Here is a 26,959-nt window from a genome sequence, read left to right on the forward strand (position 1 = left end):
AAAGATGTCACTCGTGTTGCGCTGGATAACTGCCGGAGAATCCCATGGTCCTGCTCTCGTCACCATCCTCGAGGGGATGGTGGCCGGTGTCGAGGTGACCTCCGCCGAGATCGGCGCGCAGCTGGCCCGGCGACGGCTCGGTTACGGGCGCGGCGCGCGGATGAAGTTCGAGGCCGACGTGGTCACCATGGTCGGCGGCGTGCGCCACGGCCGCACCATGGGCGGCCCGGTCGCCATCGAGGTGGCGAACTCGGAGTGGCCGAAGTGGACCCAGGTCATGTCCGCCGATCCGGTGGACGAGACCGAGCTCGCGGACCTCGCCCGCAACGCCCCCCTCACCCGTCCCCGTCCGGGCCACGCCGACTACTCGGGCATGCTCAAGTACGGCTTCGACGACGCCCGCAATGTCCTGGAGCGGGCCAGCGCCCGCGAGACCGCGGCGCGGGTCGCGGCGGGCACCGTCGCCAAGAACTTCCTGCGCCAGGCGCTGGGCGTCGAGGTGATCTCGCACGTGGTGTCCATCGGCGCCGCCGCGAACACCACCGGCGTGGTCCCGACCGCCGCGGATCTGGACGCCATCGACGAGTCGCCGGTGCGCGCGTTCGACAAGGACGCCGAGGCGGCCATGATCGCCGAGATCGAGGCGGCCAAGAAGGACGGCGACACCCTGGGCGGTGTGGTCGAGGTCGTGATCGAGGGCCTGCCGGTGGGCCTGGGCTCGTTCACCTCCGGCGAGGCGCGCCTGGATTCGCGACTGGCGGCCGCGCTCATGGGCATCCAGGCCATCAAGGGCGTCGAGGTGGGCGACGGTTTCGAGACCGCCCGCCGCCGCGGCAGCCAGGCCCACGACGAGATGCGGCCGGGCCCCGACGGCGTGCTGCGCTCCACCAACCGCGCGGGCGGCCTGGAGGGCGGCATGACCAATGGCGAGGCGCTGCGCGTGCGCGCGGCCATGAAGCCGATCTCGACCGTGCCGCGGGCGCTGTCGACGGTCGACATGTCCTCCGGCGAGGAGGCCGTCGCCATCCACCAGCGCTCGGATGTGTGCGCGGTGCCCGCGGCCGGTGTGGTCGCGGAGGCGATGGTGGCGCTGGTCGTGGCGCAGGCCGTGCTGGACAAGTTCGGCGGCGACTCGCTGCCCGAGACCGTCGACAACATCCACGCCTACCTGAAGCGGATCAACGCCCGCCCGCACATCCCGGGCCACGCCGGGCAGTGACCGCTGACGACAGCGCGGTGTCCGGCGAGCACGAACCCACCGCGGCGGCCGGTGAAACCGACCGGCCCGCAATCAGTCTGGTGCTGGTCGGCCCGCCGGGCGCGGGCAAGTCCACCATCGGGCGCAAGCTGGCCCGGGAACTCGGCGTGGACCTCTACGACACCGACGCCGGGATCGAGGAGCGCGCCGGGCGCACGATTCCGGAGATCTTCGCCGAGGACGGCGAGCCGGAGTTCCGCCGTATGGAGGAGGAGGTCGTCCGCGACGCCGTCCTCGCCGGGCACGGCGTGGTCTCCCTCGGCGGCGGCTCGGTGCTCTCGGCCGCGACCCGCGCCCTGCTGCACGACCGTACCGTCGTCTACCTGGAAATCAGTGTGGGCGAAGGGCTGCGCCGCACCGGCGCCAGCACCAACCGCCCGCTGCTCAACGGCGACGACCCCGCCAAGAAGTACCGCGAGCTGATGAAGATCCGCCGCCCCCTCTACCGCGAGGTGGCGACCGTGCGGGTGCGCACCGACGGCCGCAGCCCCGGCCGCGTCGTCCGCATGATCCTGGCCAAGCTCGGGCTGGAACCGATTGCGCGCCCGGAGGATTCGGGCACCGAGACCGCCACCGTCGAACCCGGTGTCAGCTCCCGCTCACGCGCCCGCCGCAAACGCCGCCGCGGCGGCCGCGGCCGCGGCGAGAACAGGCCGGGCGACGGCACGAATACGACTGCCGCCGAAGCCGATTCGGCCCCGGCCACCGAGGCACGCAACGGCCAGGGCTCCGGGGCCTCGCCCGCCGATGCGGCCGGGGGCGCGAAACGCTCTCGGCGCAACCGGCGTTCGCGTCGGCGCGGCGGCCGCACCACCGCGGCCGCTCCACTCCCGCCGAATGCGGAGACCGCCGTCGGCGAGGCGGTCGCGCCGCCCGCCGCTGGGCCGGGGAACGCGTCCCCCGACCGGTCCGCCGCGCCCGCGGCGGCCGACGCTGTAGGTGGTGGAACCGGAGCCGTGGGTGCGCGTACCGGCGGACGCCGTCGCCGCGCCTCCCGCATCGCCGGTGCGCCCTCGAATTCCGCTGCCGGTGGCCAGAATTCGCCCCGCACCGCCGCGCCGGCCGGAGCGGCCGACACGACCGCCCCGAACACACCCGCCGCACCGTCGGACGCGGCCCGCGTACCCGGCGCCGTCGCCGAGCCCGGCAGCGGACGCTCGCGTCGGGCCCGGGCCCGACGAGCCCGGGCCCGCGCCCGCGAGCAGGAGCACACGCCGGCCGACGGCCCGGTTCCCGGTGCCACTTCCCCTGCGGTGGAGGGAGGTTCGTGATCCTGAGCGCACCATCGCGCGCCCCGGGCGCGCGCCGCCGATCCGATCGACAACTTCCCCGCACCACGGGGTCACGCTATTGCCCGCCGCTGGGCGGGACCATTCACGGAGGAGTCCTATGAGCGAGCCGACTCGCATCGAGGTCCGCACGGCCGACCCGTACCCGGTGATCATCGGCCGGGGGCTGCTGGGCGACCTGGTCGACCAGGTGACCGGCCGGTCCGGCGTGCGGACCGTGGCGATCTTCTACCAGCCGCCACTGGCCGAGACCGCGGAGGTGTTGCGGAAGGCCCTCGCCGACAAGGGCATCGACGCGCACCGGGTGGAGATCCCCGACGCCGAGGCCGGTAAGGACCTGCAGGTCGCGGGCTTCTGCTGGGAGGTGCTCGGCCGTATCGGGCTGACCCGCAAGGACGTGATCGTGAGCCTGGGCGGCGGCGCGGCCACCGACCTGGCCGGTTTCGTGGCCGCCACCTGGATGCGCGGCGTGGACATCGTGCACGTGCCGACCACGCTGCTGGCCATGGTGGACGCCGCGGTGGGCGGCAAGACCGGCATCAATACCGAGGCGGGCAAGAACCTGGTCGGCAGTTTCCACGAGCCGGCCGCGGTCATGGTGGACCTGGCCACGCTGGAGACGGTGCCGCGCAACGAGATCGTCGCGGGCATGGCCGAGATCATCAAGGCCGGTTTCATCGCCGACCCGGTGATCCTGGAGCTGGTGGAACGCGACCCGCAGGCCGCCCTGGACCCGACCGGCGACGTGCTGCCCGAGCTCATCCGCCGCGCCATCCAGGTCAAGGCCGATGTGGTGGCCGCCGACCTCAAGGAATCGAATCTGCGCGAGATTCTCAACTACGGCCACACCCTCGGCCACGCCATCGAGCGCCGGGAGCGGTACCGCTGGCGGCACGGCGCGGCCGTCTCGGTGGGCCTGGTCTTCGCGGCCGAATTGGGCCGCCTGGCAGGCCGTCTCGACGACGCCACCGCCGAGCGGCACCGCACCATCCTGAACAGCATCGGCCTGCCCACCACCTACGACGCCGATGCGCTGCCGCAGCTGATGGACGCCATGCAGACCGACAAGAAGACCCGTTCGGGCGTGCTGCGTTTCGTGGTGCTCGACGGCCTGGCCAAGCCGGGTCGGCTGGAGGGCCCCGATCCGAGCCTGCTGGCCGCGGCCTACTCGGCCATCGCCCGCGAGGACGGCCCGACCGGCGGCGCGATTCTGCTGTAGGGCACAGCGGCTTTCATCTCAGCGCCCGTCGCCGGACTCCGGCGGCGGGCGCTGCCGTCGGCGCCCCCGGACACGAAAAACCCCGCGCCACCGAGATTGATGGTGCGGGGTCGAGCGCGGACGGGAGCCTCAGACGCCGGCGGGTTGCGGGTTGGGTGCGGTGCCGGCGGGGGTGCCGGACTGCTTCTTGCCGCTCCGGCCGGCCAGCCAGCGGCCGAGGGCGACGCCGAGCACGCCCGGGATGAAGATCAGCAGCACGATGAAGGACGCGGCCGAGGTGATGTTGAAGGCCAGACCCTGATCACCCAGGTCGAAGCCCGGAACGAAGTCGAGGATCCAGGCGGCCAGGCCGGAGCCCAGGCCACCGGCGAGCGCGGCCTTGAGCCAGCGCATGGTCAGATCGGTGCCGCGCTCGGGATCGGCATTGGCGCGCCGATCGGCGCGGCCGTCCAGTACGCCCCACGCGACCACCGAGCCGACCAGCACGATCAGGCACAGGATCCGCATCCAGGCGCCCGTGGTCGGCCAATACCTCATGCCGAAACCGAGCAGGGCCTCCAGCACAACGGTCAGCGCCCCCAAGCCCACGGCGCGCAACACCCACGCATTCATGACGATCACCTTAACCTGCGCGGCCGCCCGGCCGAACCGAATGAATTGAAACTTGTTCCAGAACCATAGCCGGAGCGGGGCCGCGGGACACACCCGGGCCCGGCACGCTGCTACAAAGACAGCGTGAGCATCGAAGCCGTCGCCCTGCTTCAGGATCCGATCCGCAAGCGGCTCTACGACCATGTCGCGGCCGCCGACCACGACGTGAGCCGGGACGAAGCGGCCGCGGCCGTCGAGATCAAACGGCCGCTGGCCGCCTTCCATCTCGACAAGCTCACCGAGGCGGGACTGCTGGACGCGGTGTTCCGCCGCCCGGAAGGCCGCACCGGACCCGGTTCGGGCCGGCCCGCCAAGTTCTATCGCCGCGCCGACGCGGAGTTCGCGATCACGCTGCCGGCCCGCGACTATCGCACGGTCGCAACGATTCTCGCCGAGGTGGTCGAGCACGAGGGCTTCGAGGACGCCATCGCGAAGGCCGCCGCCGCGCACGGGCCCGCCCTCGCGGGCCGCGACCTGTTCGCGGCCCTGCAAGAGCGCGGCTACGAGCCCTATCTCGACGGCGACGCGATCCGCCTGCGCAACTGTCCTTTTCACCGCCTCGCCGTGGACTTCCCGCCGCTGGTCTGCGGCATGAATCTGGCGCTGCTGGCGGGTCCGGCGGCCGAGGCCGGCTGGACCGCGCGGATGGATCCGGCGCCGGGCAGATGCTGCGTAAGGTTTTCTAAAATCAATGGAGACTAGTTATAGTCGAGAAATGCACCTCGCACAGCTGAACATCGGGCGCATGGTCGCCCCCGAAGGCGATCCCCGGGTCGCCGAATTCTTCTCGGCCCTCGACGAGATCAATGCCGTCGCCGAATCCTCCCCCGGCTTCGTCTGGCGCATGGTGGACAGCGAATCCAACAACGCCACTTCCCTGCGCCCGTACCACGGCGAGCCGGACATGCTGGTGAACATGAGCGTGTGGGAATCGCGGGAAGCGTTGTTCGACTACGTCTATCGCAGCGGCCACATGGACTACGTGCGCCGTCGCCGGGAATGGTTCACCCCGCTGCGCGAGGTCTTCACGGTGCTGTGGTGGGTGCCGGAGGGCATGCTGCCCACGCTCACCGACGCCATGGCGCGACTGGACCACCTGCGTGAGAACGGGCCCACGCCTTACGCTTTCACCTTCCGGCAGGCCTTCGAACCGGAAACGGCCGCGGAAATATCCGCGGCCGTCCTCGATTAGCCGGTCACATCCGTGATCAGTCCCGCAGTGCCGCAGCCATTTCGGCGCGCGGGGCGGGCTTGCCGGTGAACTGCTCGACCTGCCCGTAGGCCTGGTTGAGCAGCATCTCCAGGCCGCTGACCACGGTATTGCCCGCGCGGGCAACCGCTTCCGCGAGCGGCGTGGGCCACGGGTTGTAGATGGCGTCGAGCACCACCGGGGCCGCCGCCACCGAATCCGCCACGGCCGCGGCCGCCGCGGCGGGCACGGTGCTGACGACGGCGTCCACGTCGGAACAGACGAACAGCAGGCCCTCGGGGTCGAAATCGAGCACCTCGGCCGACATGCCCAGCTGCTCGGCCAGTTCCAGGGTCCCGGCGGCGCGGCCGCGATCGCGGGCCACGATGGTGACGGTGTGCGCGCCCAGGTCGGACAGCGCCAGCAGGGCCGGGCGGGCGGTGCCGCCCGCGCCCAGCACGACGGCGCGGGAGATCTCCTGCACGCCGGCGCCTTCCAGCGCGCCGCGCACACCGTCCACGTCGGTGCAGTCCGCACGCCAGCCGGAATCGGTGCGCACCAGGGTGTTCGCCGAGCCGACCAGGACCGCGCGCTCGGTGCGCTCGTCGGCGTAGCCGAGCGCGGCGACCTTGCCCGGCATGGTCACCGACAGCCCGACCCATTCCGGTCCGAGCCCGTCCACCAGGCCGGGCAGCTGCTCGGCGGTGCACTCGATGCGCTCGTAGCTCCAGTCCAGGCCCAGTGCCCGGTAGGCCGCCAGATGCAGTTGCGGCGACCGGGAATGCGAGATCGGGCTGCCGAGCACGGCGGCCCTCCGGCTAGCGTCCACTGTCGAGAATTCCACTCTGCCTGGCCTTTTCGATATTGCGCAGGTGCTCCTTGTAGTCGTCGGTGAACAACGTGGTGCCCTGCTTGTCGACGGTCACGAAGTACAGCCACGGGCCGGGCGCCGGATTCTCCATGGCGCGCATGGCATCCAGCGACGGCGCGGAGATCGGCGTGGCGGGCAGACCGGCCATGGCGTAGGTGTTCCACGGGGTCTTGTGCGCACGGTCGGAGTCGGTGGTGGCGACCTCGGTCTTGTCGAGGGTGTAGTTGACGGTGGAGTCGAACTGCAGCGGCTGCTGGGCGGCGAGCCGGTTCACGATGACCCGTGCCACCTTCGACATGTCCTGCGGCAGCGCCTCCCGCTCCACCAGCGACGCCGCGATCAGCGTGTCGTAGGGGCTCAGGCCGTTGGCCGCGCCGGACTGCGCCACCCCGGTGGCGTCGTAGCTCGCCGCGCTCGCCGTCACCAGCTGCTTGAGGATGTCCAGCGCGTTGGCGCTGGGGTCGAAATCCCAGGTGCCACCGGCGATCAGGCCCTCGAGCTGGCGGGAACGGTCCGGCACCGACCGCACCCGGTCCAGCGCCCACGCCGGCACGCCCAGCGTGGCCGGATCGGCGGTGGTCCCGGCCTGGTCGAGCTGCTCGTAGGTGACGCACTTGGCGGCGGTGCCGGTGCCGACACAGCTGGCCTCGGCGATCTTGCGGTAGATGCCGTCCTTGCGCGCACCGGTGGTGACGTCGCTGGAGTCGTGCAGCTGGCGGCCCTCGGAGATGACCACATTGCCGACCCGGGCGTCCTTGCTGAACAGCGCGGTCACCGCTTCGGAGCCCTTGCTGTGGCCCGGAATGGCGTAGTAGCCGGGCTGGATGGAGTTCATGTTCGTATTGCGCACGGCCGCTTCGTAGAACGCGCCACTGCTGGCCACCACGCCCTTGTCGGCCATGGTCTGCGCGATCTGTGTGGCGGTGTCACCCGGCTTGATCTGGATGACGACCAGCGGGCCCTGCGGGCCCGAGAAGTCGGGGGGCGGGCTCAGCTTGCCGACGAACTTCCAGCCCGCGAATCCGACTGCGCCGACGAACAATACGGCGAACACGCCCGCGATGACGAACAGGTTGCGACGGCGCCGCTTGCGCTCGGCCGCTTTCCGCGACGCCATCCGGGATCGCTTGGGGCGCTGGCTGCCCCGCGATCCCGCGCGCGACTGCGATCGGGTGGCCCGGCGGCCCGGCTCGGCGCGCTGACCCCGGTCGCCGCGGCGGCCGCGCTCGGTGCGCTGGGGCGCGCTGCGGCGCGGGGGTTCCGGCTCGTGCGCGAGCTCCTCGTCGTAGTCCTCGCCCGCGTAGTGCTCGTCGTCGTAACGCTCATCCTCGTAGCGGGGAATGACGGTGGTGTCGTCTTCGTAATCGTCCGCCTCGGACCAATCCAGATCGTCGCGGCGGTAACGCCGTTCGGCGTTCTGGCGGTAGCGTTCCTCGGCCCGCGTCCAGCGGTCGGTCATGCGTCATCACCGCGCGGCTTCAAAAGGGCACTCCGTTCGTCCAACCATCCTTGCAGGATCGACACGGCGGCGGCCTGATCGATGACCTGCCGCTGCCCGCGTGCGCGAACTCCACTGTCTCGCAACGCACGTGCAGCAGACACCGTAGTCAAACGTTCGTCGGAAAGTCGCACCGGCACCGGCGCGATCAAGGTCCGCAAACGCCCCGCGAAGGTGGCCGCCAGCTTAGCCGACGCGCCGCTCTCCCCGCGCAATGTGCGCGGCAGGCCGACGATCACCTCGACGGCCTCGTACTCCCGCACAATGTCGGCAATTCTGGATAGATCGGAGGCGAGGGTGCCGGGCGCGACCTTCTTCGCGCGCGGCACCGTCTCGACCGGGGTGGCCAGCAACCCGTCCGGATCGCTGGAGGCGACACCGATGCGCACCGACCCCACGTCGATGCCGATGCGCCGGCCGCGGCCCGGGTCCCGTTCCGGGGAGGGCCGCTCCGACGCGAAGCCCCGCCCGCCGGCCGAGACCCCGGAGGCCTCGGTCGGCGTGCGAGCAAATCCGGAGGAATGTCCCGAATCCGGCCGCGCCGGGTCTGCTTCGGGTACGGGCCGGGTCCCGTCTGCGGGACCCGGCGTGTCAGATGTGTCCGCGTCGCCCATTTATCCGGCGAGCTCGGCGACCCGCGCACGTAGGGCGGCCAGACCCGCCTCGATGCCCGACGGGTCCGAACCCGCGCCCTGGGCCATCTCGGGCTTGCCGCCACCCCGGCCGGAAATGGCCGGACCGAAGGCGGACACCAGATCCCCGGCCTTGACGCCGAGATCCTGCGCGGCCTTGGTGACCGCGGCGACGAACGGCACCTTGCCGTCGGCATGGCCGAGCAGCACCACGATGGCGGGCTCGGAACCGAAGCGGCCCTTGATGTCCTGCACCAGGGTGCGCAGATCGCCCGCGCCCACGCCCTCGGGCGCGGCGGCGGCGACCAGCAACACCTTGCCGACCCGCTGGGCCTGCTCGACGAAGGTGCCCGCGCTCGACAGCACGGCCGCCATCTTGGTGCGCTCCAGCTCCTTCTCGGCGGTCTTGAGCCGCTCGACCAGCTGCTCGACGCGCCCCGGCACATCCTCGGAGGGCACCTTCAGCGACGAGGCGACACCGGCCAGCAGCGCCCGCTCCTTGGCCAGGTACTTGTAGGAGTCCAGGCCCACGAAGGCTTCCACGCGGCGGATGCCGGAACCGACCGACGACTCGCCGAGCACGGTGATCGGGCCGATCTGCGAGGAGTGCTGCACGTGGGTGCCACCGCAGAGCTCCATGGAGAACGGTCCGCCGATCTCCACGACCCGCACCTCGTCGCCGTAGTTCTCGCCGAACAGGGCCATGGCGCCCATCTTCTTGGCGGAGGTCAGGTCGGTGACGAAGGTGTTGACCTGGAAGTCGTCGGCCACCGCGTCATTGGAGACGGCCTCGATATCGGCCTTCTGCTGCTCGGACAGCGCGCCCTGCCAGTTGAAGTCGAAGCGCAGGTAGCCCGGCTTGTTGAGCGAGCCGGCCTGAACCGCGTTGGGGCCCAACACCTGTCGCAGCGCGGCATGCACCATGTGGGTGCCCGAGTGGCCCTGGGTGGCGCCCCGCCGCCAGGCCGGATCGACCTGGGCCAGCACGGTGTCGCCCTCGGTGAGCTGGCCGGCCTCGACGGTGGACTTGTGCACCCACACCTTCTTGGCGATCTTCTGCACGTCGTTGACCTTCACCTTGAGGCCGTGCGACGAGACCAGCGACCCGCGGTCGGCGATCTGGCCACCGGACTCGGCATAGAGCGGGCTGCGGTCCAGGATCACCTCGACGTCCTGCCCGGCCTCGGCGACCGGCACCCGGACGCCGTCCTTGATCAGGGCCAGCACCGTCGCCTCGGTGGACAGTTCGTCGAAGCCGGTGAACTCGGTCGCGCCGCGGTCCACGAACTCCTTGTAGACGGTGAGGTCGGCGTGCGCGTGCTTGCGCGAGAGCGCGTCCTCCTTGGCCCGCTTGCGCTGCTCGGCCATGAGCGCGCGGAAGCCCTCCTCGTCGACCTGCAGGCCGGCCTCGGAAGCCATCTCGAGGGTCAGGTCGATCGGGAAACCGTAGGTGTCGTGCAGCGTGAACGCGTCGGTGCCGCTGATCTTCTTGCTGCCCTGGGCCTTCACCTCGTCGACAGTCTCGTCGAACAGCTTGGTGCCGGTGCTCAGCGTCTTCAGGAACGCGGCCTCCTCACCGACGGCGACCGTTTCGATGCGCTTGAAGTCGGTGGTGAGTTCCGGATAGGACGGCGACATCAGGTCGGCGACGACCTTGATGAACGCACCCATCACCGGCTGCTCCGCGCCCAGCAGGCGGGCCGAGCGCACGATGCGGCGCAGCAGGCGGCGCAGCACGTAGCCACGGCCGTCGTTGCCGGGGTTCACACCGTCGCCGATCAGCATGGCCGCGGTGCGGGCGTGGTCGGCGATGACCCGGAAGCGCACGTCGTCGGCGTGCTCGACACCGTAGGAGCGGCCGGTCAGCTCCTCGGCCTTGTTGATGATCGGGCGCAGCAGATCGGTCTCGTAGACATTGTCGACACCCTGCAGCAGGAACGCGACACGCTCGATGCCCATGCCGGTGTCGATGTTCTTCTTGGGCAGCGGGCCCAGGATCTCGAAGTCGTCCTTGCCGCGCCCGGCGCCGCGCTCGTTCTGCATGAACACGAGGTTCCAGATTTCGAGGTAGCGGTCCTCGTCGGCCTCGGGGCCGCCCTCGATGCCATATGCGGGGCCGCGGTCGAAGTAGATCTCCGAGCACGGGCCGCACGGTCCGGGGATGCCCATGGACCAGTAGTTGTCGGCCATGCCGCGTCGCTGGATGCGCTCGTCCGGCACGCCGAGCTCACGCCAGATCTGCTCGGCCTCGTCGTCGTCGAGATACACGGTGACCCAGAGCTTTTCCGGATCGAAGCCGTAGCCGCCGTCCTCGACCGGGTTGGTGAGCAGCGACCAGGCCAGCTCCATGGCCCCGCGCTTGAAGTAGTCGCCGAAGGAGAAGTTGCCCGCCATCTGGAAGAAGGTGTTGTGGCGGGTGGTGACGCCGACGTTCTCGATATCGCCGGTACGGACACACTTCTGCACGCTGGTCGCGGTATCGAAGGGCGGGGTCTGCTGACCGAGGAAATACGGCACGAACTGGACCATGCCTGCGTTGACGAACAGCAGGTTGGGGTCGGCCAGGATCAGCGAGGCACTCGGTACCTCGGTATGTCCGGCCTTTACGAAATGCTCCAGGAAGCGCCGTCGAATCTCGTGGGTCTGCACAACCATCCAGCCTACCGGTCCGGGTCCAGGGAGTTTCCACCCACCACCGGGCGATAGCTACCATCGCCGGGGTGACTGTGATCCCGGACCCATCCCAGCGCTTCCCCCTCCCCCACGCGCGCCGCACCGTCTTCCTGAAACCGCACGTCACCTCGCCGAACATCGAGGTCGGCGACTTCAGCTACTTCGACGATCCGGACGCGGCGACCACCTTCGAGACCAACAATGTGCTCTACGCCTTCGGCCCCGAGAAACTGATCATCGGCAAATACTGCGCCATCGCGAGCAACACCCGCTTCATCATGGCCGGCGCCAACCATGCCACCTCGGGCGTGTCGACCTTCCCGTTCACCATCTTCGGCGGCACCTGGGCCGAGGAGACGATGGACATCATCACCGCGATTCCGTCCAGGGGCGACACCGTGGTCGGCAACGACGTGTGGATCGGCTACAACTCGCTGATCATGCCGGGCGTGCACATCGGCGACGGCGCGATCATCGCCACCGGCGCCGTCGTGACCTCCGACGTGCCGCCGTACACGATCGTCGGCGGCAACCCGGCGCAGGTGGTCAAGCAGCGTTTCCCGGACCAGGACGTGGCGCGCCTGCTGCGCGCCGCCTGGTGGAACTGGCCGCTCGAACTGGTCACCGAGCACGTGCGCGTGATCATGGCCGGCACCCCCGCCGACATCGAACGCATCGCCATCCACGAGGGACTGCTGGCGGACTGACCAGCGCCGCAAGCGCATTCGCGGCGCGCCGAGCGACTGTTTCCGGCAGTCGCTGCAATTCGGCGCGTGACGCATCCGCGCACTCGGCGCTATCTGCCCCGGACGATGCGGCGCAGCTTGGTGACGCGAGGACCGACTTCACGTTCGTAGCCGTGATCGGTCGGCTGGTAGTAGTCGACGCCGACCAGCTCGTCCGGTGGATATTGCTGGGAGAGAACGCCGTCCGGGTGGTCGTGCGGGTATTTGTAGCCCTGGGCATTGCCGAGGGCGGCGGCGCCGGCGTAGTGACCGTCGCGCAGGTGGGCGGGCACCGCGCCCGCCTTGCCCGCGCGCACATCGGCCATGGCGGCCGCGAGGCTCTTGACCACCCCGCCCGATTTCGGGGCCGTGGCGATGTGAATCGTGGCCTGGGTCAACGCCAATTGGGCCTCCGGCATCCCGACCAGCTGGACGACCTGGGCGGCCGCGACCGCGGTCTGCAGGGCGGTCGGGTCGGCCATGCCGACCTCCTCGCTGGCCTGGATCATCAAGCGGCGGGCGATGAATCGCGGATCCTCGCCCGCGCTGATCATGCGGGCCAGGTAGTGCAGCGCGGCATCGACATCGGAGCCGCGCAGGGATTTGATGAAGGCGCTGATGACGTCGTAGTGCTGGTCACCGGCGCGGTCGTAGCGCACCGCCGCCTTGTCGACGCTGGCCTCGACCAACTCCACATCGACGGTGCCGTCCAGGGAGGATTCGGCCGACGCCTCCAATGCGGTCAGCGAACGCCGCGCGTCACCGCCCGCGATCCGCACGATGTGGTCGAGCGCCGTGTCCGTGACCGTGTACTCTCCCGCCAGCCCGCGCGGGTCGGCGATGGCCCGGGTGAGCACCGTGCGAATGTCGGCCTCCGACAGGGACTGCAGCTGCAGCACCAGCGAGCGGGACAGCAGCGGCGACACCACCGAGAACGACGGATTCTCCGTGGTCGCCGCGACCAGCAGCACGATCCGGTTCTCCACCGCCGCCAGCAGCGCGTCCTGCTGGGTCTTCGAAAACCGGTGCACCTCATCGATGAACAGCACGGTCTGTTCACCCACGGTGAGGCGGCGGCGGGCCAGATCGATGACCGCCCGCACCTCCTTGACGCCCGCCGACAGCGCCGACAGCGCTTCGAACCGCCGTCCGGTGGCCTGCGACAGCAGCGAGGCGAGGGTGGTCTTGCCGGTCCCGGGCGGTCCGTACAGCAGCACCGAAGCCGCTCCGGACCCTTCGATCAACCGCCGCAGCGGCGACCCGGGCCCGAGCAGATGCTGCTGCCCGACCACCTCGCCGAGGGTGCGCGGTCGCATCCGCACGGCCAGCGGCGCGAATCGGTCGTCGCCGCTGGGAATGCGCGCGGCTCCCGCCTCGAAGTCGTCGACTACGGCCTGCGTGCCCGGCGCATCGAACAGCCCATCACTCACGCCCCGACCCTACCGACCGGCTCCGACACACTCGCCGACCGCGACGCCATCCCCGGACAGCGCGCGGAGGATCACTCCTCCCAGTGCTCTTCCAGCGTGGCCGAGACGTGTTCGGCGAAGTCGCCGAGGGTGTCGTCGCCGGTGCAGCGGGCGTCCTCGGCGAGGGCGGCCCAGCGGTTGATGAGGGCCGCCGAACGCGGGATGGACAGGCCGTGCTCGCGGGCGGCGGCAATGCGGGCGTGGTCGGCGGGCAGGAACCAGTAGGTGGACAGCCACACCCAGATGAGCCGCGCCTCGAGGATGCGTTCGGCGAGCACCTCGTCGTCGGCGAGGGCCGGCCACACCGCCACCACCTCGGAGCGCCACGCCTCCACCATCTGGCGGGCGCGTTCGCGCGACAGCTCGAAATCGCACAGGCAGCCCGGGAAGGAGACCAGAGCATAGGCGATGTCGAGGGTGGCGTCACGGAAGCCGCCCCACTCGTAGTCCAGGAACCGCGCGCCCTCGTCATTGAGGATGACATTGTCGGGGCACAGGTCCGAGGGGCTGAAGGCGCGGTAGCGCCCGGCGGAGAAGAGCCGGTTGCCGCGCACGATGCGCTCGGCGATCTCGCCCGGCACCTCGATGCCCAGCTCGCGCTGCAACATGATCGGCACCTCGGCGACCGCGGATTCGGCTTGCTGCGCAATGCCGTCCACGCGGTGCACCACATCGACGCGCCGCAGCAGCGCCACGAAGTCCGCCTCGCGGCCCACGGTCGCGGCGTGCATGCGGCCCAGTGCCTGAGCGAATGCCATGAGCGCATTGCGCCCGCTCGGTTCCACGCCGGACTGCAGGACCGCGGTCAGGGAGGTGTTCTCGCCGAGATCGCTGAGTATGAGCAGGCGGTCCGGCAGGCTGTAGCCGAGCAGGTAGGCACCGGGCCGGTGGTCACGGCCGAGGGCGGTGGTGAATTGGTAGGAGACCGCCTCACGCAGGAATGCGGAGTCGATGCTGGCGACACCGGGAGCCATGCCGCCGGTGCGCCGCTGCGTCGCCGTGCCCGCTACCTGCTTCACAATCAGTGTGCGAGGTAGCGAAAAGGCGTTCTCTGCAACGCGGACACGGAGTACCGTCGTCCTACCACTGCCGCTGAGTTCCAGCGGATCGCTCAGCTTTACCGGAGCACCCATTCGCTTCGTGAGCAACTGTTGTGCCGCGGACACGACTTCGGCGGCGCGTTCGGCCAATAGTGCGGTCATCGGAACCCAAGTTACTCCCGTCAGGTCACTTTCAGCGAGCGGTTGCGCAACCTTTCGCGCGTCGGACGGCGTGTCTCTGTGCTGGGTTTGCCCACGCGGCGCTGGTTGCTTGACACAACCAGGACCGTCTAGTTGTCTCATGGTCACTTGCTGTGCGCCACACCGTAAACCGGGAAATGTGAAAGGCTTGCGACCATGACTGGCACGCCGCCCTCAGCACCGTACGAGCCCTCCGGCGACCGTCCCGTCGCAGGGGGCGGCGAGCAGTATCCGTCCCACGCCGGGCAGCACCAAAACCCCGAGCCCGCACCGGTTTCCGGCGCGCCCGAGCCGGGCCACGTGCCCGGCCGCCACCAGCTGCCCGGCCTCGCCGGGTACCCGCAATTCGACGGCCCCGGCGCCGCACAGTACGGCAGCGAGCCCGTGGAACCCCCGCCGGCCTTCACCCCGCAGCCGGGCGCGCCGCAGCCGCCGGCCGGCTACGGCCCGGGCACGCCACAGCAGTTGCCACCGGCCGGCATGCCGCCCGGCGCGAATCCGCCTCCACCGGGCGGATTCCCGCCGGGTGCGATGCCGCCGCCCGCCGGTGCCCCGCCCGCCGAGCCGGCGCCGAAACAGGGCTATACACCCCCGCGCGAGACCCTCGACGTCGGCGCGGCCCTCACCTACGGGTGGGATCGGTTCCGGCTCAATCCCATTCCCTGGGTGGGCATGGTGCTGATCGGCATGATCGCCTGGCTGGTGGTCACCTTGCTGGTGAATATGGTTGACGTGCAGTCGCTGTCGGCCGTCGTCCTGCTGTTCGCGGTGGCGTCGCTGGTGGTGTGGTTGCTGCAGGCCGCCATGATCCGCGGCGCACTGTACGAAACCGACGGGACGCCACCGGATTTCCCGGCCTTCTTCGGCTTCGTGAATGCCGGGAATGTGCTGATCACCGCGCTCATCGTGTTCGCGCTGTGCCTCGTGGCCTCGATCGCGTGCGTGTTCCCGGCGATCATCGTGGGCGTGCTGTGCATGTTCGCGCTGCACTTCGTGATCGACCAGGACCAGAACCCGATCGCCGCAATCCAATCCAGCGTGCGGCTGGTGATCGCCAATGCCCTGCAGGTGACCCTGCTGGCGCTGGGCGTGCTGATCATGACCGTGATCGGCACGCTGCTGTGCGGATTGGGCCTGCTGGTGGCCGGACCGGTCACCGCCATCGCCACCACCTACGCCTACCGCTCGCTCACCAACGGGCTGGTGGTCTGAGCTCGATCCGCCCGCACGCGCGAGCCGCTGTCGACGACGGAGCCCGCCGGTATCGCTGATACCGGCGGGCTCTCGACGATCCGGGCGCGCCCTTACTTGGCGTCGTCCTTGACCGGGTTGCCGTTCGCGTCGAGCTTGGCGTTGAGGCCGGCCTCCTGCCGCTGCTGCAGGGTGATCGGGGTGGGCGCGTCGGTGAGCGGGTCGACGCCGCCACCCGACTTCGGGAAGGCGATGACCTCGCGGATCGAGTCCACGCCGGCCAGCAGCGCGGTGATGCGGTCCCAGCCGAAGGCGATGCCGCCCATGGGCGGCGCGCCGTAGGAGAAGGCGTCGAGCAGGAAGCCGAACTTCTCCTGGGCCTCCTCCTCGCCGATGCCCATCACCTGGAACACCCGCTCCTGCACGTCCCGGCGGTGGATACGGATGGAGCCGCCGCCGATCTCGTTGCCGTTGCAGACAATGTCGTAGGCGTAGGCCAGCGCCGAGCCCGGATCGGTGTCGAAGGTGTCCAGGTGCTCGGGCTTGGGCGAGGTGAAGGCGTGGTGCACGGCCGTCCAGGCCGAATAGCCCAGGGCCACATCGCCACTCGCGGTGGCGTCGGCGGTGGGCTCGAACATCGGGGCGTCCACGATCCACACGAAGGCCCAGGCGTTCTCGTCGATGAGGCCGCACTTGCGGGCGATCTCGCCGCGGGCCGCGCCCAGCAGCGCGCGGCTGGACTTCATGTCGCCGGCCGCGAAGAACACACAGTCGCCGGGCTCGGCGCCGACCTGCTTGGCCAGACCCTCGCGCTCGGCGTCGGTGAGGTTCTTGGCGACCGGGCCGCCGAGGGTGCCGTCCTCGTTGAAGGTGATGTAGGCCAGGCCCTTGGCGCCGCGCTGCTTGGCCCACTCCTGCCAGGCGTCGAACTGGCGGCGGGGCTGCGACGCGCCGCCCGGCATGACGACCGCGCCGACGTAGGGAGCCTGGAACACGCGGAACTGCGTCTCCTCGAAGTACTCCATCATCTCGGTGATCTCGACCTCGAAGCGCAGGTCCGGCTTGTCCGAGCCGTAGCGGCGCATGGCCTCGGCGTAGGTCATGTGCGGGATCGGGGTCGGGATCTCGTAGCCGACCAGCTGCCACAGCGCGGCCAGGACGTCCTCGGCCAGCAGGATGACATCCTCCTGCTCGACGAAGCTCATCTCGATGTCGAGCTGGGTGAACTCGGGCTGGCGGTCGGCGCGGAAGTCCTCGTCGCGGTAGCAGCGCGCGATCTGGTAGTAGCGCTCGATGCCGCCGACCATGAGCAGCTGCTTGAACAGCTGCGGCGACTGCGGCAGGGCGTAGAACTTGCCGGGCTGCAGGCGGGCCGGAACCAGGAAGTCGCGCGCGCCCTCGGGAGTGGAGCGGGTCATGGTCGGGGTCTCGACCTCGACGAACGCGTGCTTGGCCAGCACGGCGCGGGCGGCGGCGTTCACCTTGGACCGCAGGCGGATCGTGTGCGCCGGGCCTTCGCGGCGCAGGTCCAGATAGCGGTACTTGAGGCGGGCTTCTTCGCCCGGCTCGTCGTCGAGCTGGAACGGCAGCGGCGCGGCCTCGTTCAGCACCTCGAGCTCGGTCACATTGACCTCGATGGCGCCGGTCGGCAGGTTCGGGTTCTCGCTACCGGCCGGGCGGTTCTCGACCACGCCGACGACCTTCACCACGAACTCGTTGCGCAGCTTGTGGGCGGCCGCCGCGGGTTCGCCTTCACGGAAGACGGCCTGGGCAACACCCGACGCATCGCGCAGATCGATGAAGATCACGCCACCGTGGTCTCGCCGCCGGGCCACCCAGCCGGTGAGGGTGACGGTCTGACCGGCGTGCTCGCTTCGCAGCGAACCAGCCAAGTGGGTGCGCAGCACGGGATTCCTTTCGACGGGCTCGAAGCACCGGTGAGGTGTGACCAGGTGCAGACCCATCGTAGAGAGACACGTTCAGCGAGTGGAAACCGATATCGACTCGCCCGTGTCACAGTGATAGCCATGACCTTCAACGAGGGCCTGCAAATCGACCCGAACCGGGCGAGTGGTGGCGGTGGCGGACCGGGTATGGGCGGCGGATTGGCTCTCGGCGGCGGTGCGCTGGGCATCATCGCGGTGATCGCGGCACTGATCTTCGGCGGCGACCCGGGCAGCATTCTCGGCCAGTTCACGGGCGCGGACAGCAATGCCAAGTCGGGCACCGCGACCCTGCCCACGCACTGCAAGACCGGCGCCGACGCCAACAAGTACGTCGACTGCCGCGTCATCCTCACCGCCCAGAGCCTCGACGCGATCTGGGGCACCGAACTGCCCAAGCAGACCAACCGCAAGTACGTGGTCCCGAAGCTCAACCTCTTCTCCGGCGCGGTCAGCACCGGCTGCGGGCGCGCCTCCTCGGCGGTCGGCCCGTTCTACTGCCCCGCCGATCAGACCGCCTACTTCGACACCAGCTTCTTCCAGGAACTGGTCGACCGCTTCGGCTCCAGCGGCGGCCCGCTCGCCCAGGAGTACGTGGTCGCCCACGAGTTCGGCCACCACATCCAGAACCTGCTCGGCGACATCAACCGCGCCCAGCGCGACCCCCAGGGCGCCACCTCCGGCGCGGTCCGCACCGAACTCCAGGCCGACTGCTACGCCGGGGTCTGGGCCAACTACGCCGACAAGCTCCCCGCGCCCGGCTCCAACACCCCATTCCTGAAGCCGTTGACCGACAACGACATCCGCGACGCGCTCTCCGCCGCGTCCGCCGTCGGCGACGACCGCATCCAGAAGGCCGCCACCGGCCGCGTCAACCCGGAAGCCTGGACCCACGGCTCGTCGGAGGAACGCCAGAAGTGGTTCCTGACCGGCTACAAGACCGGCCAGGTCAAGGCCTGCGACACCTACTCGGCCCAGGACCTGAACAACCCGCCCGCTCTCCGCTGACCCGGCCTCCCGACGGTCCCCAGCCTCGAACAGGCTGGGGACCTTGCCATTTCCGGCCCTCCACCCGTTTTCGCCCCTCCACCCGTTTTCGCTCAGGGCAACGGCGGTATCCGAGTGGGGTCGGCGTGGCAGCGCGGGTGCGGCGTGCGGTTGGCGGCAGAATCGGCGGCGGCGGGTGGGTGCCCGCAAGGGAATTCGGAGGAATGCGATGCGGACAGCCAGGGCGGCAGGACTTTTCGGCGAGGCGCGACTCGGCCGGGTGGCGCGGCGGCGTGGGTGGCGGGCGGGGGCGGTGGCCACGCTGGCCGTGGTGATGCTCACGGGCACAGGGGTATTCGCGATGGCGGACCCGGCACCGGCATCCAGCGTGGCACTGTTCACGCTGACCGCCATGCCCGCGGGATGGCAGACGCGGACGGATCTGCATCCGTCGCTGGAGATTCAGCCCGACGGGCGGGCGGTGAGGCGCGCCGACAGCGGCGCGCAGCCGGTGACCGGGACCGTGCCCGCCGATGTCATCGGGGCCGCGGCGACCGAGGTGAAGGCGCTGGCGGCCGTGGACATGGGGACACCGGAACAGGCCGACAAGGGCACCTCCATCATCGACTACATGCCGCAGTCGCCGGATCAGGACGTGCACCTGATCGTGTACGCGCCCGAGCTCGGCGACGGGCTCAACGATGATCAGAAGGCGTCCCGCAAGCGCTTCGACGATCTGTTCCAGCGCTTGCTGAACGCCTTCGTTCCGGCCTAGCGGCGAAAGATCAGCCGACCGTCCAGGTTTCGCGGCCGGTGAGCAGCTCCTGCAGCGAGTTCTCGCTCACCGGTTTGCGTTCGACGGCGGTGTTCAGCTGGGCGCGGACGCCGTCGTCGTAGGTGGGGCGGGAGACGCTGCGGAAGATGCCGGTCACCACATGGGTGAGGTCCTGGTCGGACAGGCGGGACAGAGCGTAGGCGTATTCGGGGTGGTCGGTATAGGCGTCGTGGACCACGATCTCGGCTTCGGCGACACTGTCGGCGCGCGCCACCCGCAGGCCGAAACCCGCACGGAACACGGCGAATTCACCGTCCGCGCCGAACCGGATGGGCTCACCGTGCCGCAACCGGACCAGATGGGATTCGGCGTTATCCCGGCGCAACGCGTCGAAGGAGCCGTCATTGAAGATCGGGCAGTCCTGCAGGATCTCCACGAACGAGGTGCCGCGGTGTTCGGCGGCGGCGCGCAGCACCTCGGTGAGCCCGGCCCGATCCGAGTCCAGCGCGCGGGCGGCGAAGGTGGCCTCGGCGCCCAGCGCCACCGACAGGGTGTTGAACGGATGGTCGACCGAGCCCATCGGGGTGGACTTGGTGACCTTGCCGGTCTCCGACGTCGGTGAGTACTGGCCCTTGGTGAGGCCGTAGATCCGGTTGTTGAACAACAGGATCGTCATGTTCACATTGCGGCGCAGCGCGTGGATGAGGTGATTGCCGCCGATGGACAGCGCATCGCCGTCCCCGGTCACCACCCAGACCGACAGGTCGGGCCGGGTCACCGCCATGCCGGTGGCAATGGCCGGCGCGCGACCGTGGATGGAGTGGATCCCGTACGCCTCCAGGTAGTACGGGAACCGGCTCGAGCAGCCGATACCGGACACGAACATGAGGTTCTCGCGCTCGAGACCCAGATCGGCCAGGAAGCCGCGCACGGTGGCCAGAATGACGTAGTCGCCGCACCCGGGGCACCAGCGCACCTCCTGATCGGAGGTGAAGTCCTTCGCCTTCTGCGGCCGGTCGGCCCGCGGCACGCCGGACAGTCCGGTGAGGCCGAGATCGGTGCCCACGAGCGGGTTTTCGAGAATGGTCATCAGTTGCCCCCTGGGGTGCGGTAGGTCGCCCGCGCGCGTGCGGCGAAGGCCTTGGCCTGTTCCATCTCCGCGATGGAACCGTCCAGGGCCGCGTCGATGACGCCGACCAGTTCCTGTGCTTGGAAGGCGGTGCCGGCGATCTTGGTCCACGGCTGCACGTCGACCAGGTAGCGGGCGCGCAGCAGCATGGCCAGCTGGCCGCCGTTCATCTCCGGGCAGACCACGGTGCGGTAGCGGCGCAGCACCTCACCGAGGTTGGGCGGGAAGGGGTTCAGGTTCCGCAGATGCGCCTGCGCCACCGGTACCCCGCGCCGCCGCGCCCGCCGGCACGCCTCGCCGATCGGCCCGTAGGAGCTGCCCCAGCCGATGAGCAGCAGTTCGGCGCGGTCCCCCGGATCGTCCACCTCGAGGTCGGGCACCGCGATGCCGTCGATCTTGGCCTGCCGGATCCGCACCATCAGCTCGTGATTGGCCGGGTCGTAGGAGATATTGCCGCTGCCGTCGGCCTTTTCGAGCCCGCCGATGCGGTGGGCGCGGCCCACGGTGCCGGGCACCGCCAGCGGCCGGGCCAGGGTCTCCGGATCGCGCGCGTAGGGCTGGAACGAATCGCCCTCCGCGCCATCGGGTTCGAAGCCCGGATCGATCGGGGCCAGCTCGGTGACCTGCGGAATCGCCCACGGCTCGGAACCATTGGCGATGGCGCCGTCGGACAGTAGCAGCACCGGCGTGCGGTAGGTCAGCGCGATGCGGGCCGCGTCGACCGCGGCGTCGAAGCAATCCGCCGGTGAGCGCGGCGCGACGATGGCCACCGGCGACTCGCCGTTGCGCCCGTAGAGCGCCTGCAGCAGGTCGGCCTGTTCGGTCTTGGTGGGCAGGCCGGTGGAGGGCCCGCCGCGTTGCACGTCGATGATCACCAGCGGCAGCTCGGTCATGACGGCCAGGCCGATGGTCTCGCTCTTGAGCGCCAGCCCCGGCCCGGACGTACTGGTCACCCCGAGCGCGCCGCCGAGGGCGGCGCCCAGCGCCGCGCCGATGCCGGCGATCTCGTCCTCGGCCTGGAAGGTGGTGACGCCGAAGTTCTTGTGCTTGCTCAGTTCGTGCAGGATGTCCGAGGCCGGGGTGATCGGGTAGGTGCCCAGGAAGACCGGCAGCCCGGACAGCTGCCCGGCGGTGACGATGCCGTAGGCGAGCGCGGTGTTGCCGGTGATCTGCCGGTAGGTGCCGGGCGGCAGCGTCGCGGGGGCTATCTCGTAGGTGGTGGCGAAGGCCTCGGTGGTTTCGCCGTAATTCCAGCCTGTCCGGAATGCGAGGATATTCGCTTCGGCGACATCCGGTGTGGCCGCGAATTTCTCCCGCATGAACTGTTCGGTGCCGCCGATGGGCCGGCCGTACATCCACGACAGCAAGCCGAGCGCGAACATATTCTTCGCGCGCTGCCCATCTTTCTTGCCCACACCGGTCGGTTCGGTTGCCCCGAGCGTCAGGGATGTCATGGGCACCCGGTGCACCACGAAATCGGTCAGCGTGTCATCGGTGAGCGGATCACCGGTATAGCCGACCTTGGTCAGATTCCGTTTGGTGAATTCGTCAGTATTCACGATCACCGTCGCCCCGCGGGCCAAATCCTCCAGATTCGCCTTCAGCGCAGCAGGATTCATGGCAACCAATACGTCGGGCTGGTCCCCGGCGGTGAGGATGTCGTAGTCCGCGATCTGGATCTGGAACGACGACACGCCCGGCAGCGTGCCCTGGGGCGCGCGGATCTCGGCGGGGAAGTTCGGTTGGGTGGCAAGGTCATTGCCGAAGGCGGCGGCCTCGTGGGTGAAACGGTCACCGGTGAGCTGCATACCGTCACCGGAGTCACCCGCGAAGCGGATGACGACTCTTTCCAATTTCTCGACCGCCAATTTCGCTGTGGCGCGGCCGTTTCCGGCCGCCACAACCCCGCCGTCGGACGGAGCTTTCACAGTGCTGTCGGGCAGCGGGGCCACAGTATCTTTGTGCGGCAGCGCCGCAGGGTCGTCATGCTGCGAAACCATGCGCGTGCATCACTTCCTCGTCAGGTGTGAGGTACCAACGCCAAACTACTCCGCAATATTCGCGACACACCCGTGAAGCGCAATGGTTTCGATCAAAGAACCGCCGTCAGGCGAACAACGCCAGCTGCGGATCGGGCGTGTGCGATTCGGCGACGCGGACCTCGGGTTCGGCCGGCCGATCGCGGTTCAAACGGTGTTTCTCCAGCAACGGCTCGATTCGGCCGCGTAGCCACGCAGAATACTCCGGTGTCACCGAAGCACCCCGACCATACAGTTGCCGGTAGCGCCGCAGCAGCGCCGGGTGGGCTTCGGCCAGCCAATTGAGGAACCAGCCGCGCGTGGAGCCGCGCAGATGCATGGGGAAGGCTGTGACACCGGCGGCCCCGGCCTCGGCAATGGCGGCGAAGAGCGCGTCGAGATGCGCCTGGGAGTCGGTGAGGTACGGAATGACCGGCGCCACCATGACATTCACCGCGAATCCGGCGTCGGCCAGGGCGCGCACAAGTTCCAGCCGCGCCCGCGGCGAGGGCGTGCCGGGCTCGAGGCCGCGGTGCAGCTCCGGATCCAGGATGGCGATGGAGACGGCGAGGTGCACCGGCACCTGCCCGGCGGCCTGGACCAGCAGCGGCAGATCTCGCCGCAGCAGCGTGCCCTTGGTGAGAATGGAGAACCCGGTGCCGGAGTCGGCGAGCGCGGAGATGATGCCGGGCATGAGCCGATACCGGCCCTCGGCGCGCTGATAGGGGTCGGTATTCGTGCCCAGCGCAACCGATTCCCGCCGCCACGACCGCTTGTGCAGTTCGCGCCGCAGCACCGGGACCACATTGGTCTTGACCACGATCTGGGAGTCGAAATCGGCCCCCGCATCCAGGTCGAGGTACTCGTGCGTGCCGCGGGCGAAGCAGTAGCGGCACGCATGCGAGCAGCCCCGCATGGGATTGATGGTCCAGCTGAAGGGCAGATTGCTGTCGGGCACCCGGTTCAGGGCACTCTTGCAGAGCACCTCGTGAAACGTGATGCCCTCGAACTCGGGCGTCTGTACGCTGCGTACGAAACCCGCACGTTCGAGCCCGGGTAGCGCGCCGTCATCGGCGCCGAGGGTTTGCCTTTGCCAACGCACCACCCCAGTCGAACATGCGTTCTAACGACTGTCAAGCAATCTTCTGCGTGTCGGACTCGATCGGCTGCCCGTTGTAGAAGGCGACCAGATCCCGAATGGTCTGCTCGGCGGGCCGCGGCCGGTAGCCGAGTTCCTCGGTGGCCTTGGTGTGCTCGACGATCGGCGCCGACAGCAGCGCGCCCATGGCCGCCTTGGAGATGCGGTCACTGCCCAGCGCCCGGGCGACGGGCTCCATGACCGGCATGCACGCGTTGATGACCTTGGCCGGAATCGCGAAGGCGGGCTTCATCTTCCCGTTCACCTCGGCGGCGGTGCGGGTGGCCTGGAACATGTCGGTGAAGTGCCCGCCGAGCAGGTAGTTCTCACCGGTGCGGCCGCGCTCGCTCGCGAGCACCAGGCCCTGGGCCACATCGCGCACGTCGACCAGGTCGAAGCCGCCGCTGATCATGACCGGCACCCGCCCGCGCGCGGCGTCCCACAGCGTGGTGTTGATGCGCGAGGCGGTGTTGTCGATCGGGCCGTACACACCGGTCGGGTTGCACACCACCGCGTCCAGGCCCTTGTCGATGATCTTGCGCAGCTCGATCTCGCCCTGCCACTTGGAGCGGTCGTACACCGGCAGCTCGGGATCGATGGACCGCGGCGAGCGCTCGTTGATCCGGCCGCCACAGCTGTACTGGTTGAACGCGTGAATGGAGCTGGTGTGCACCATCCGCCGCACGCCGACCTCGCGCGCGGCGTCCGCGACGATGCGCACGCCCTCGGTGTTGACCCGCCAGGCCACGTCGTTCTTGTGGGCCAGGGTGATGAGCGCGACCAGGTGGTAGACCACCTCGGCCCCGTCCAGTGCCGCGCGCATGGACGCCGGGTCCAGCACGTCACCGTTGACCCAGGTGACACCGGGCTGGCTCGCGCCCGCGACCCGGTCGATGGCAGTCACTTCGTGACCGCGATCGGTAAGCAGGCGAAGCAAATTGGTGCCAAGGAACCCGGCGGCGCCGGTGACTGCGACCTTCATGGTGACGAGAATATAGAACTTGTTCTAATTTGCAACAACGGTGTGGTTGCGGTGTGGCCGCGCACGCCACGCCGGTCTGGACGATCGACGGGATATATTCGCCATCCGCATGTCCATGACGATCAGGGGGTACTGCCATGGCCGATCTCTGGGTCGACACCGGTGCGGTGCGCACATTCGCCGCCGCACAGGACGGCGTCGCCGCCGACATCGCCGCCCAGGGCGGCCTCGACACGGTGTCCCACGTCGCGGCCATGACACCGGTCTTCGGACTCATCGGCGCGGACTTCCTGGCCGGCTTCGCGGTCGCCGAACTTCTGCACGAACGCGACATCGCCGCCCTCTCGGCCCGCTTCGGCGCCCTCGGCCGGGCCGCCTTCGGCTCGGCCGCCACCTACGACACCACCGACGCCGAATTCGCCGGTGACCTCGGCACGGCCGCCGGGCAGATCGGCGAACGGGCATGAGGCCGATCGACTCCGGCGTCATCGATGCCCTCCGCCCGGCGGATCCGGACACCAGTGCGAGGGGAGCCGACAACGTAAGCGTCATCGGCGCGATCCCAAATCTGCCGCTGGGCACCCTGCCCGCCGACATGCCGCCGTTCCAACCGCCGGAATTCATGCTCGCGCGCAAGGAATTCGAGCAGGTCAGCTCGCCACTCGCCGGACCGGGTGGTGCTGCTGCGGAGTCACGGACCGGCACGTTCGGCGCCACGGTCGCACCCGCGCTACACGGTGCCCACGATGCGCTCTCGGGCGCGCAGGACGCACTCTGCAGCGCCGAGGCTGTGCCCGGTTCCGCGGACGCCGCCCCGAACGCGGTGCCCGCCGCGCTCAATGCCGCCCAGATCGCGCCGGCCCGGGCCGACGCCGGTCCCGCGGCCGCGTTGCCGCCGCTGCCCGCCGATCCGGTCGGCGATCTCATGAAGGGCCTCGCGCTCCCCGCGATTCCCGGACTGGACACGCTTTTCGAGCCGTTCCTGGACCTGTTGCAGAGCTTCGGCACCGGCATCCTCGGCCGGCTGAATCCGGCGACCCTGCTCAACACCGGGTCGCAGGTCATCGAGGCCGCGGTCCAGATAGGCGGGGGCGCACTCGAAACCGTCGAATCCCTGTGGCAGGGCCAGGCTGCCCAGCGTGCGCAGGAGTCGGGCCGGCAGGCCGGGAACCACGGCCGGGAGACTGCCCAGCGCGGGTTCGATCTGTCGTCTATCACCACGCAGGCCGCGGCCGTGGTGCAGCGGGGCAATATCCGGCTCACCGCCATCGCAGAGGCGTTCGCCGCCGAGGCCACGGCGCTGGCCCCGCTGATCCTGACCCCGATCGGCCAGACCACGCTGATCGCCTCGGCCACCCGGCATCTCGGCGAGGCCGTCGCGGTCGTGAACGCCACGCACGGCGAACTCTCGGTCTACACCGCGCAGGTGCACGGCATCATCGGTCAGCTGCTCGGCCAGGGCGGCGGCCCGAACCCGGTCGAGTTCGCGCAGTCGCTGGCACAGAATGTCGGCCGGCCGATCCTGGAGCAGGCCGAGAGCCTGTTCGAAAGCGGCCTGCAGGACGCCACTCGCATGCCCGGCGCACCGCGGAAGTCCGATCCGGTCAGTGGTCTCCCGAACACCACTGCCGCAGGGACCGGCGGGATCGGAGCCCGTGTTGGCGGTCTCGGAGGCGGCCCGCCGTCGACCCCCGGCGCCCCCGGGTCCTCGATCCCCGGTGGCAAGGTCACCAACCCCGCCAATCCGTTCGGCGCGGGCGCGGCCGACATTCCCGGCCTCGGTGGCCCGGCCGGTCCAGGCTTCATGGGCTCCCCTGCCGCGGCGGGCACGGGCCAGGGCGGTGTGGCCGATGCCAAGCACGGCCGCACCGTGCGGCCGCACCAGAGCCACACCGCCGAAAGCGAACTCACCGGCAATCTCGGCACCTTCGCCCCCGGTGTCATCGGCGAGCCGGCAGCAAGCACGGACGCAGCCGAGACCGATCCCGCCTGATCCGAGTGCGGCACAGCCGCTTTCGTGGCGGCACGGTTGTCTCCGGACAGCAGAATGCCGCGGCGATCGGGTCGGGTACCCCGGTCAC

At 69.7% G+C, this 26,959-nt stretch carries 22 protein-coding genes and 1 pseudogene; 11 read left to right on the forward strand and 12 right to left on the reverse strand.

Annotated elements, in window-relative coordinates:
- Window positions 1-13 precede the first annotated feature (13 nt).
- The 3 genes and pseudogenes from aroC (at window position 14) to aroB (ending at window position 3,766) form a co-directional block, all read left to right on the forward strand.
- Entirely contained in the window at window positions 14-1,219 is a 1,206-nt protein-coding gene (gene aroC, locus ACWEKS_RS11925) for a chorismate synthase (protein WP_452340175.1), read from the forward strand.
- Window positions 1,220-1,290: 71 nt separating this feature from the next.
- Window positions 1,291-1,782, forward strand: a pseudogene (locus ACWEKS_RS11930) (shikimate kinase); the annotation flags it as partial.
- Between the two features lie 865 nt (window positions 1,783-2,647).
- On the forward strand, window positions 2,648-3,766 hold the full coding sequence (aroB, locus tag ACWEKS_RS11935) for a 3-dehydroquinate synthase (protein ID WP_452340053.1): 1,119 nt from the start codon (window positions 2,648-2,650) through the stop codon (window positions 3,764-3,766).
- 129 nt (window positions 3,767-3,895) lie between these two features.
- Here the strand turns inward: aroB and ACWEKS_RS11940 are convergent, their stop codons facing one another.
- Entirely contained in the window at window positions 3,896-4,378 is a 483-nt protein-coding gene (locus ACWEKS_RS11940; RefSeq protein WP_452340054.1) for a B-4DMT family transporter, read from the reverse strand.
- A 123-nt stretch (window positions 4,379-4,501) separates the two neighbouring features.
- Here ACWEKS_RS11940 and ACWEKS_RS11945 point away from each other — a divergent pair, with 123 nt between their 5' ends.
- Window positions 4,502-5,119, forward strand: a complete 618-nt coding sequence (locus ACWEKS_RS11945; RefSeq protein WP_452340055.1) for a helix-turn-helix transcriptional regulator — start codon at window positions 4,502-4,504, stop codon at window positions 5,117-5,119.
- Window positions 5,120-5,132: 13 nt separating this feature from the next.
- Window positions 5,133-5,609, forward strand: coding sequence for a DUF3291 domain-containing protein (locus ACWEKS_RS11950; RefSeq protein WP_452340056.1), 477 nt, complete (start codon window positions 5,133-5,135; stop codon window positions 5,607-5,609).
- A gap of 16 nt (window positions 5,610-5,625) precedes the next feature.
- On the opposite strand, the gene ACWEKS_RS11955 is transcribed toward ACWEKS_RS11950, so the two are convergent.
- The 4 genes from ACWEKS_RS11955 to alaS form a co-directional block, all read right to left on the reverse strand.
- Window positions 5,626-6,435, reverse strand: a complete 810-nt coding sequence (locus ACWEKS_RS11955; RefSeq protein ID WP_452340057.1) for a shikimate dehydrogenase — start codon at window positions 6,433-6,435, stop codon at window positions 5,626-5,628.
- Window positions 6,425-7,936 carry an endolytic transglycosylase MltG gene (mltG, locus tag ACWEKS_RS11960; protein WP_452340058.1) on the reverse strand — a complete coding sequence of 504 codons (1,512 nt, stop codon included), beginning with the start codon at window positions 7,934-7,936 and terminating at the stop codon, window positions 6,425-6,427. The genes ACWEKS_RS11955 and mltG overlap by 11 nt, the downstream gene beginning before the upstream one ends.
- Window positions 7,933-8,385, reverse strand: coding sequence for a Holliday junction resolvase RuvX (gene ruvX, locus ACWEKS_RS11965; protein ID WP_357008253.1), 453 nt, complete (start codon window positions 8,383-8,385; stop codon window positions 7,933-7,935). Before ruvX ends, mltG begins: the two co-directional genes overlap by 4 nt.
- A 204-nt stretch (window positions 8,386-8,589) precedes the next feature.
- The gene (gene alaS, locus ACWEKS_RS11970; RefSeq protein WP_452340176.1) at window positions 8,590-11,256 is read right to left on the reverse strand and encodes an alanine--tRNA ligase; all 2,667 of its coding nucleotides are present in this window, start codon (window positions 11,254-11,256) and stop codon (window positions 8,590-8,592) included.
- A gap of 77 nt (window positions 11,257-11,333) precedes the next feature.
- Between alaS and ACWEKS_RS11975 the strand changes: the two genes are divergently transcribed.
- Window positions 11,334-11,987: a CatB-related O-acetyltransferase gene (locus ACWEKS_RS11975; RefSeq protein ID WP_452340177.1), complete on the forward strand. Its 654-nt coding sequence runs from the start codon at window positions 11,334-11,336 to the stop codon at window positions 11,985-11,987.
- A gap of 89 nt (window positions 11,988-12,076) precedes the next feature.
- On the opposite strand, the gene ACWEKS_RS11980 is transcribed toward ACWEKS_RS11975, so the two are convergent.
- Entirely contained in the window at window positions 12,077-13,435 is a 1,359-nt protein-coding gene (locus ACWEKS_RS11980) for a replication-associated recombination protein A (RefSeq protein WP_452340059.1), read from the reverse strand.
- A gap of 71 nt (window positions 13,436-13,506) precedes the next feature.
- On the reverse strand, window positions 13,507-14,676 hold the full coding sequence (locus tag ACWEKS_RS11985; protein ID WP_379395000.1) for a phosphotransferase family protein: 1,170 nt from the start codon (window positions 14,674-14,676) through the stop codon (window positions 13,507-13,509).
- Between the two features lie 195 nt (window positions 14,677-14,871).
- Here ACWEKS_RS11985 and ACWEKS_RS11990 point away from each other — a divergent pair, with 195 nt between their 5' ends.
- Window positions 14,872-15,927: a hypothetical protein gene (locus tag ACWEKS_RS11990; RefSeq protein WP_452340060.1), complete on the forward strand. Its 1,056-nt coding sequence runs from the start codon at window positions 14,872-14,874 to the stop codon at window positions 15,925-15,927.
- Window positions 15,928-16,019: 92 nt separating this feature from the next.
- On the opposite strand, the gene aspS is transcribed toward ACWEKS_RS11990, so the two are convergent.
- Window positions 16,020-17,813: an aspartate--tRNA ligase gene (aspS, locus tag ACWEKS_RS11995; protein ID WP_452340061.1), complete on the reverse strand. Its 1,794-nt coding sequence runs from the start codon at window positions 17,811-17,813 to the stop codon at window positions 16,020-16,022.
- 120 nt (window positions 17,814-17,933) lie between these two features.
- Here aspS and ypfJ point away from each other — a divergent pair, with 120 nt between their 5' ends.
- Window positions 17,934-18,857 (forward strand): KPN_02809 family neutral zinc metallopeptidase, encoded by a 924-nt coding sequence (ypfJ, locus tag ACWEKS_RS12000; RefSeq protein WP_452340062.1) that lies wholly within the window; start codon window positions 17,934-17,936, stop codon window positions 18,855-18,857.
- 208 nt (window positions 18,858-19,065) lie between these two features.
- A complete protein-coding gene (locus ACWEKS_RS12005) occupies window positions 19,066-19,611 on the forward strand; it encodes a hypothetical protein (RefSeq protein ID WP_452340063.1) in 546 nt (181 codons plus the stop codon).
- 10 nt (window positions 19,612-19,621) lie between these two features.
- Here the strand turns inward: ACWEKS_RS12005 and ACWEKS_RS12010 are convergent, their stop codons facing one another.
- The 4 genes from ACWEKS_RS12010 to ACWEKS_RS12025 all read right to left on the reverse strand — a co-directional run bounded on the left by ACWEKS_RS12010 (window position 19,622) and on the right by ACWEKS_RS12025 (window position 24,878).
- Complete coding sequence (locus tag ACWEKS_RS12010) at window positions 19,622-20,701, reverse strand: 2-oxoacid:ferredoxin oxidoreductase subunit beta (RefSeq protein ID WP_452340064.1); 1,080 nt, start codon at window positions 20,699-20,701, stop codon at window positions 19,622-19,624.
- Window positions 20,701-22,740 carry a 2-oxoacid:acceptor oxidoreductase subunit alpha gene (locus tag ACWEKS_RS12015; protein ID WP_452340065.1) on the reverse strand — a complete coding sequence of 680 codons (2,040 nt, stop codon included), beginning with the start codon at window positions 22,738-22,740 and terminating at the stop codon, window positions 20,701-20,703. Before ACWEKS_RS12015 ends, ACWEKS_RS12010 begins: the two co-directional genes overlap by 1 nt.
- Window positions 22,741-22,846: 106 nt before the next feature.
- On the reverse strand, window positions 22,847-23,860 hold the full coding sequence (locus tag ACWEKS_RS12020; protein WP_357008184.1) for an Rv2578c family radical SAM protein: 1,014 nt from the start codon (window positions 23,858-23,860) through the stop codon (window positions 22,847-22,849).
- Between the two features lie 31 nt (window positions 23,861-23,891).
- Entirely contained in the window at window positions 23,892-24,878 is a 987-nt protein-coding gene (locus ACWEKS_RS12025) for an NAD-dependent epimerase/dehydratase family protein (protein ID WP_379395013.1), read from the reverse strand.
- 137 nt (window positions 24,879-25,015) lie between these two features.
- Between ACWEKS_RS12025 and ACWEKS_RS12030 the strand changes: the two genes are divergently transcribed.
- Together ACWEKS_RS12030 and ACWEKS_RS12035 are read left to right on the forward strand one after the other, a co-directional pair.
- Window positions 25,016-25,345, forward strand: coding sequence for a type VII secretion target (locus ACWEKS_RS12030; protein ID WP_452340066.1), 330 nt, complete (start codon window positions 25,016-25,018; stop codon window positions 25,343-25,345).
- Window positions 25,342-26,871 carry a hypothetical protein gene (locus ACWEKS_RS12035; RefSeq protein WP_452340067.1) on the forward strand — a complete coding sequence of 510 codons (1,530 nt, stop codon included), beginning with the start codon at window positions 25,342-25,344 and terminating at the stop codon, window positions 26,869-26,871. Before ACWEKS_RS12030 ends, ACWEKS_RS12035 begins: the two co-directional genes overlap by 4 nt.
- Window positions 26,872-26,959: the final 88 nt, after the last annotated feature.

The organism is Nocardia sp. NPDC004711 (assembly GCF_053601595.1).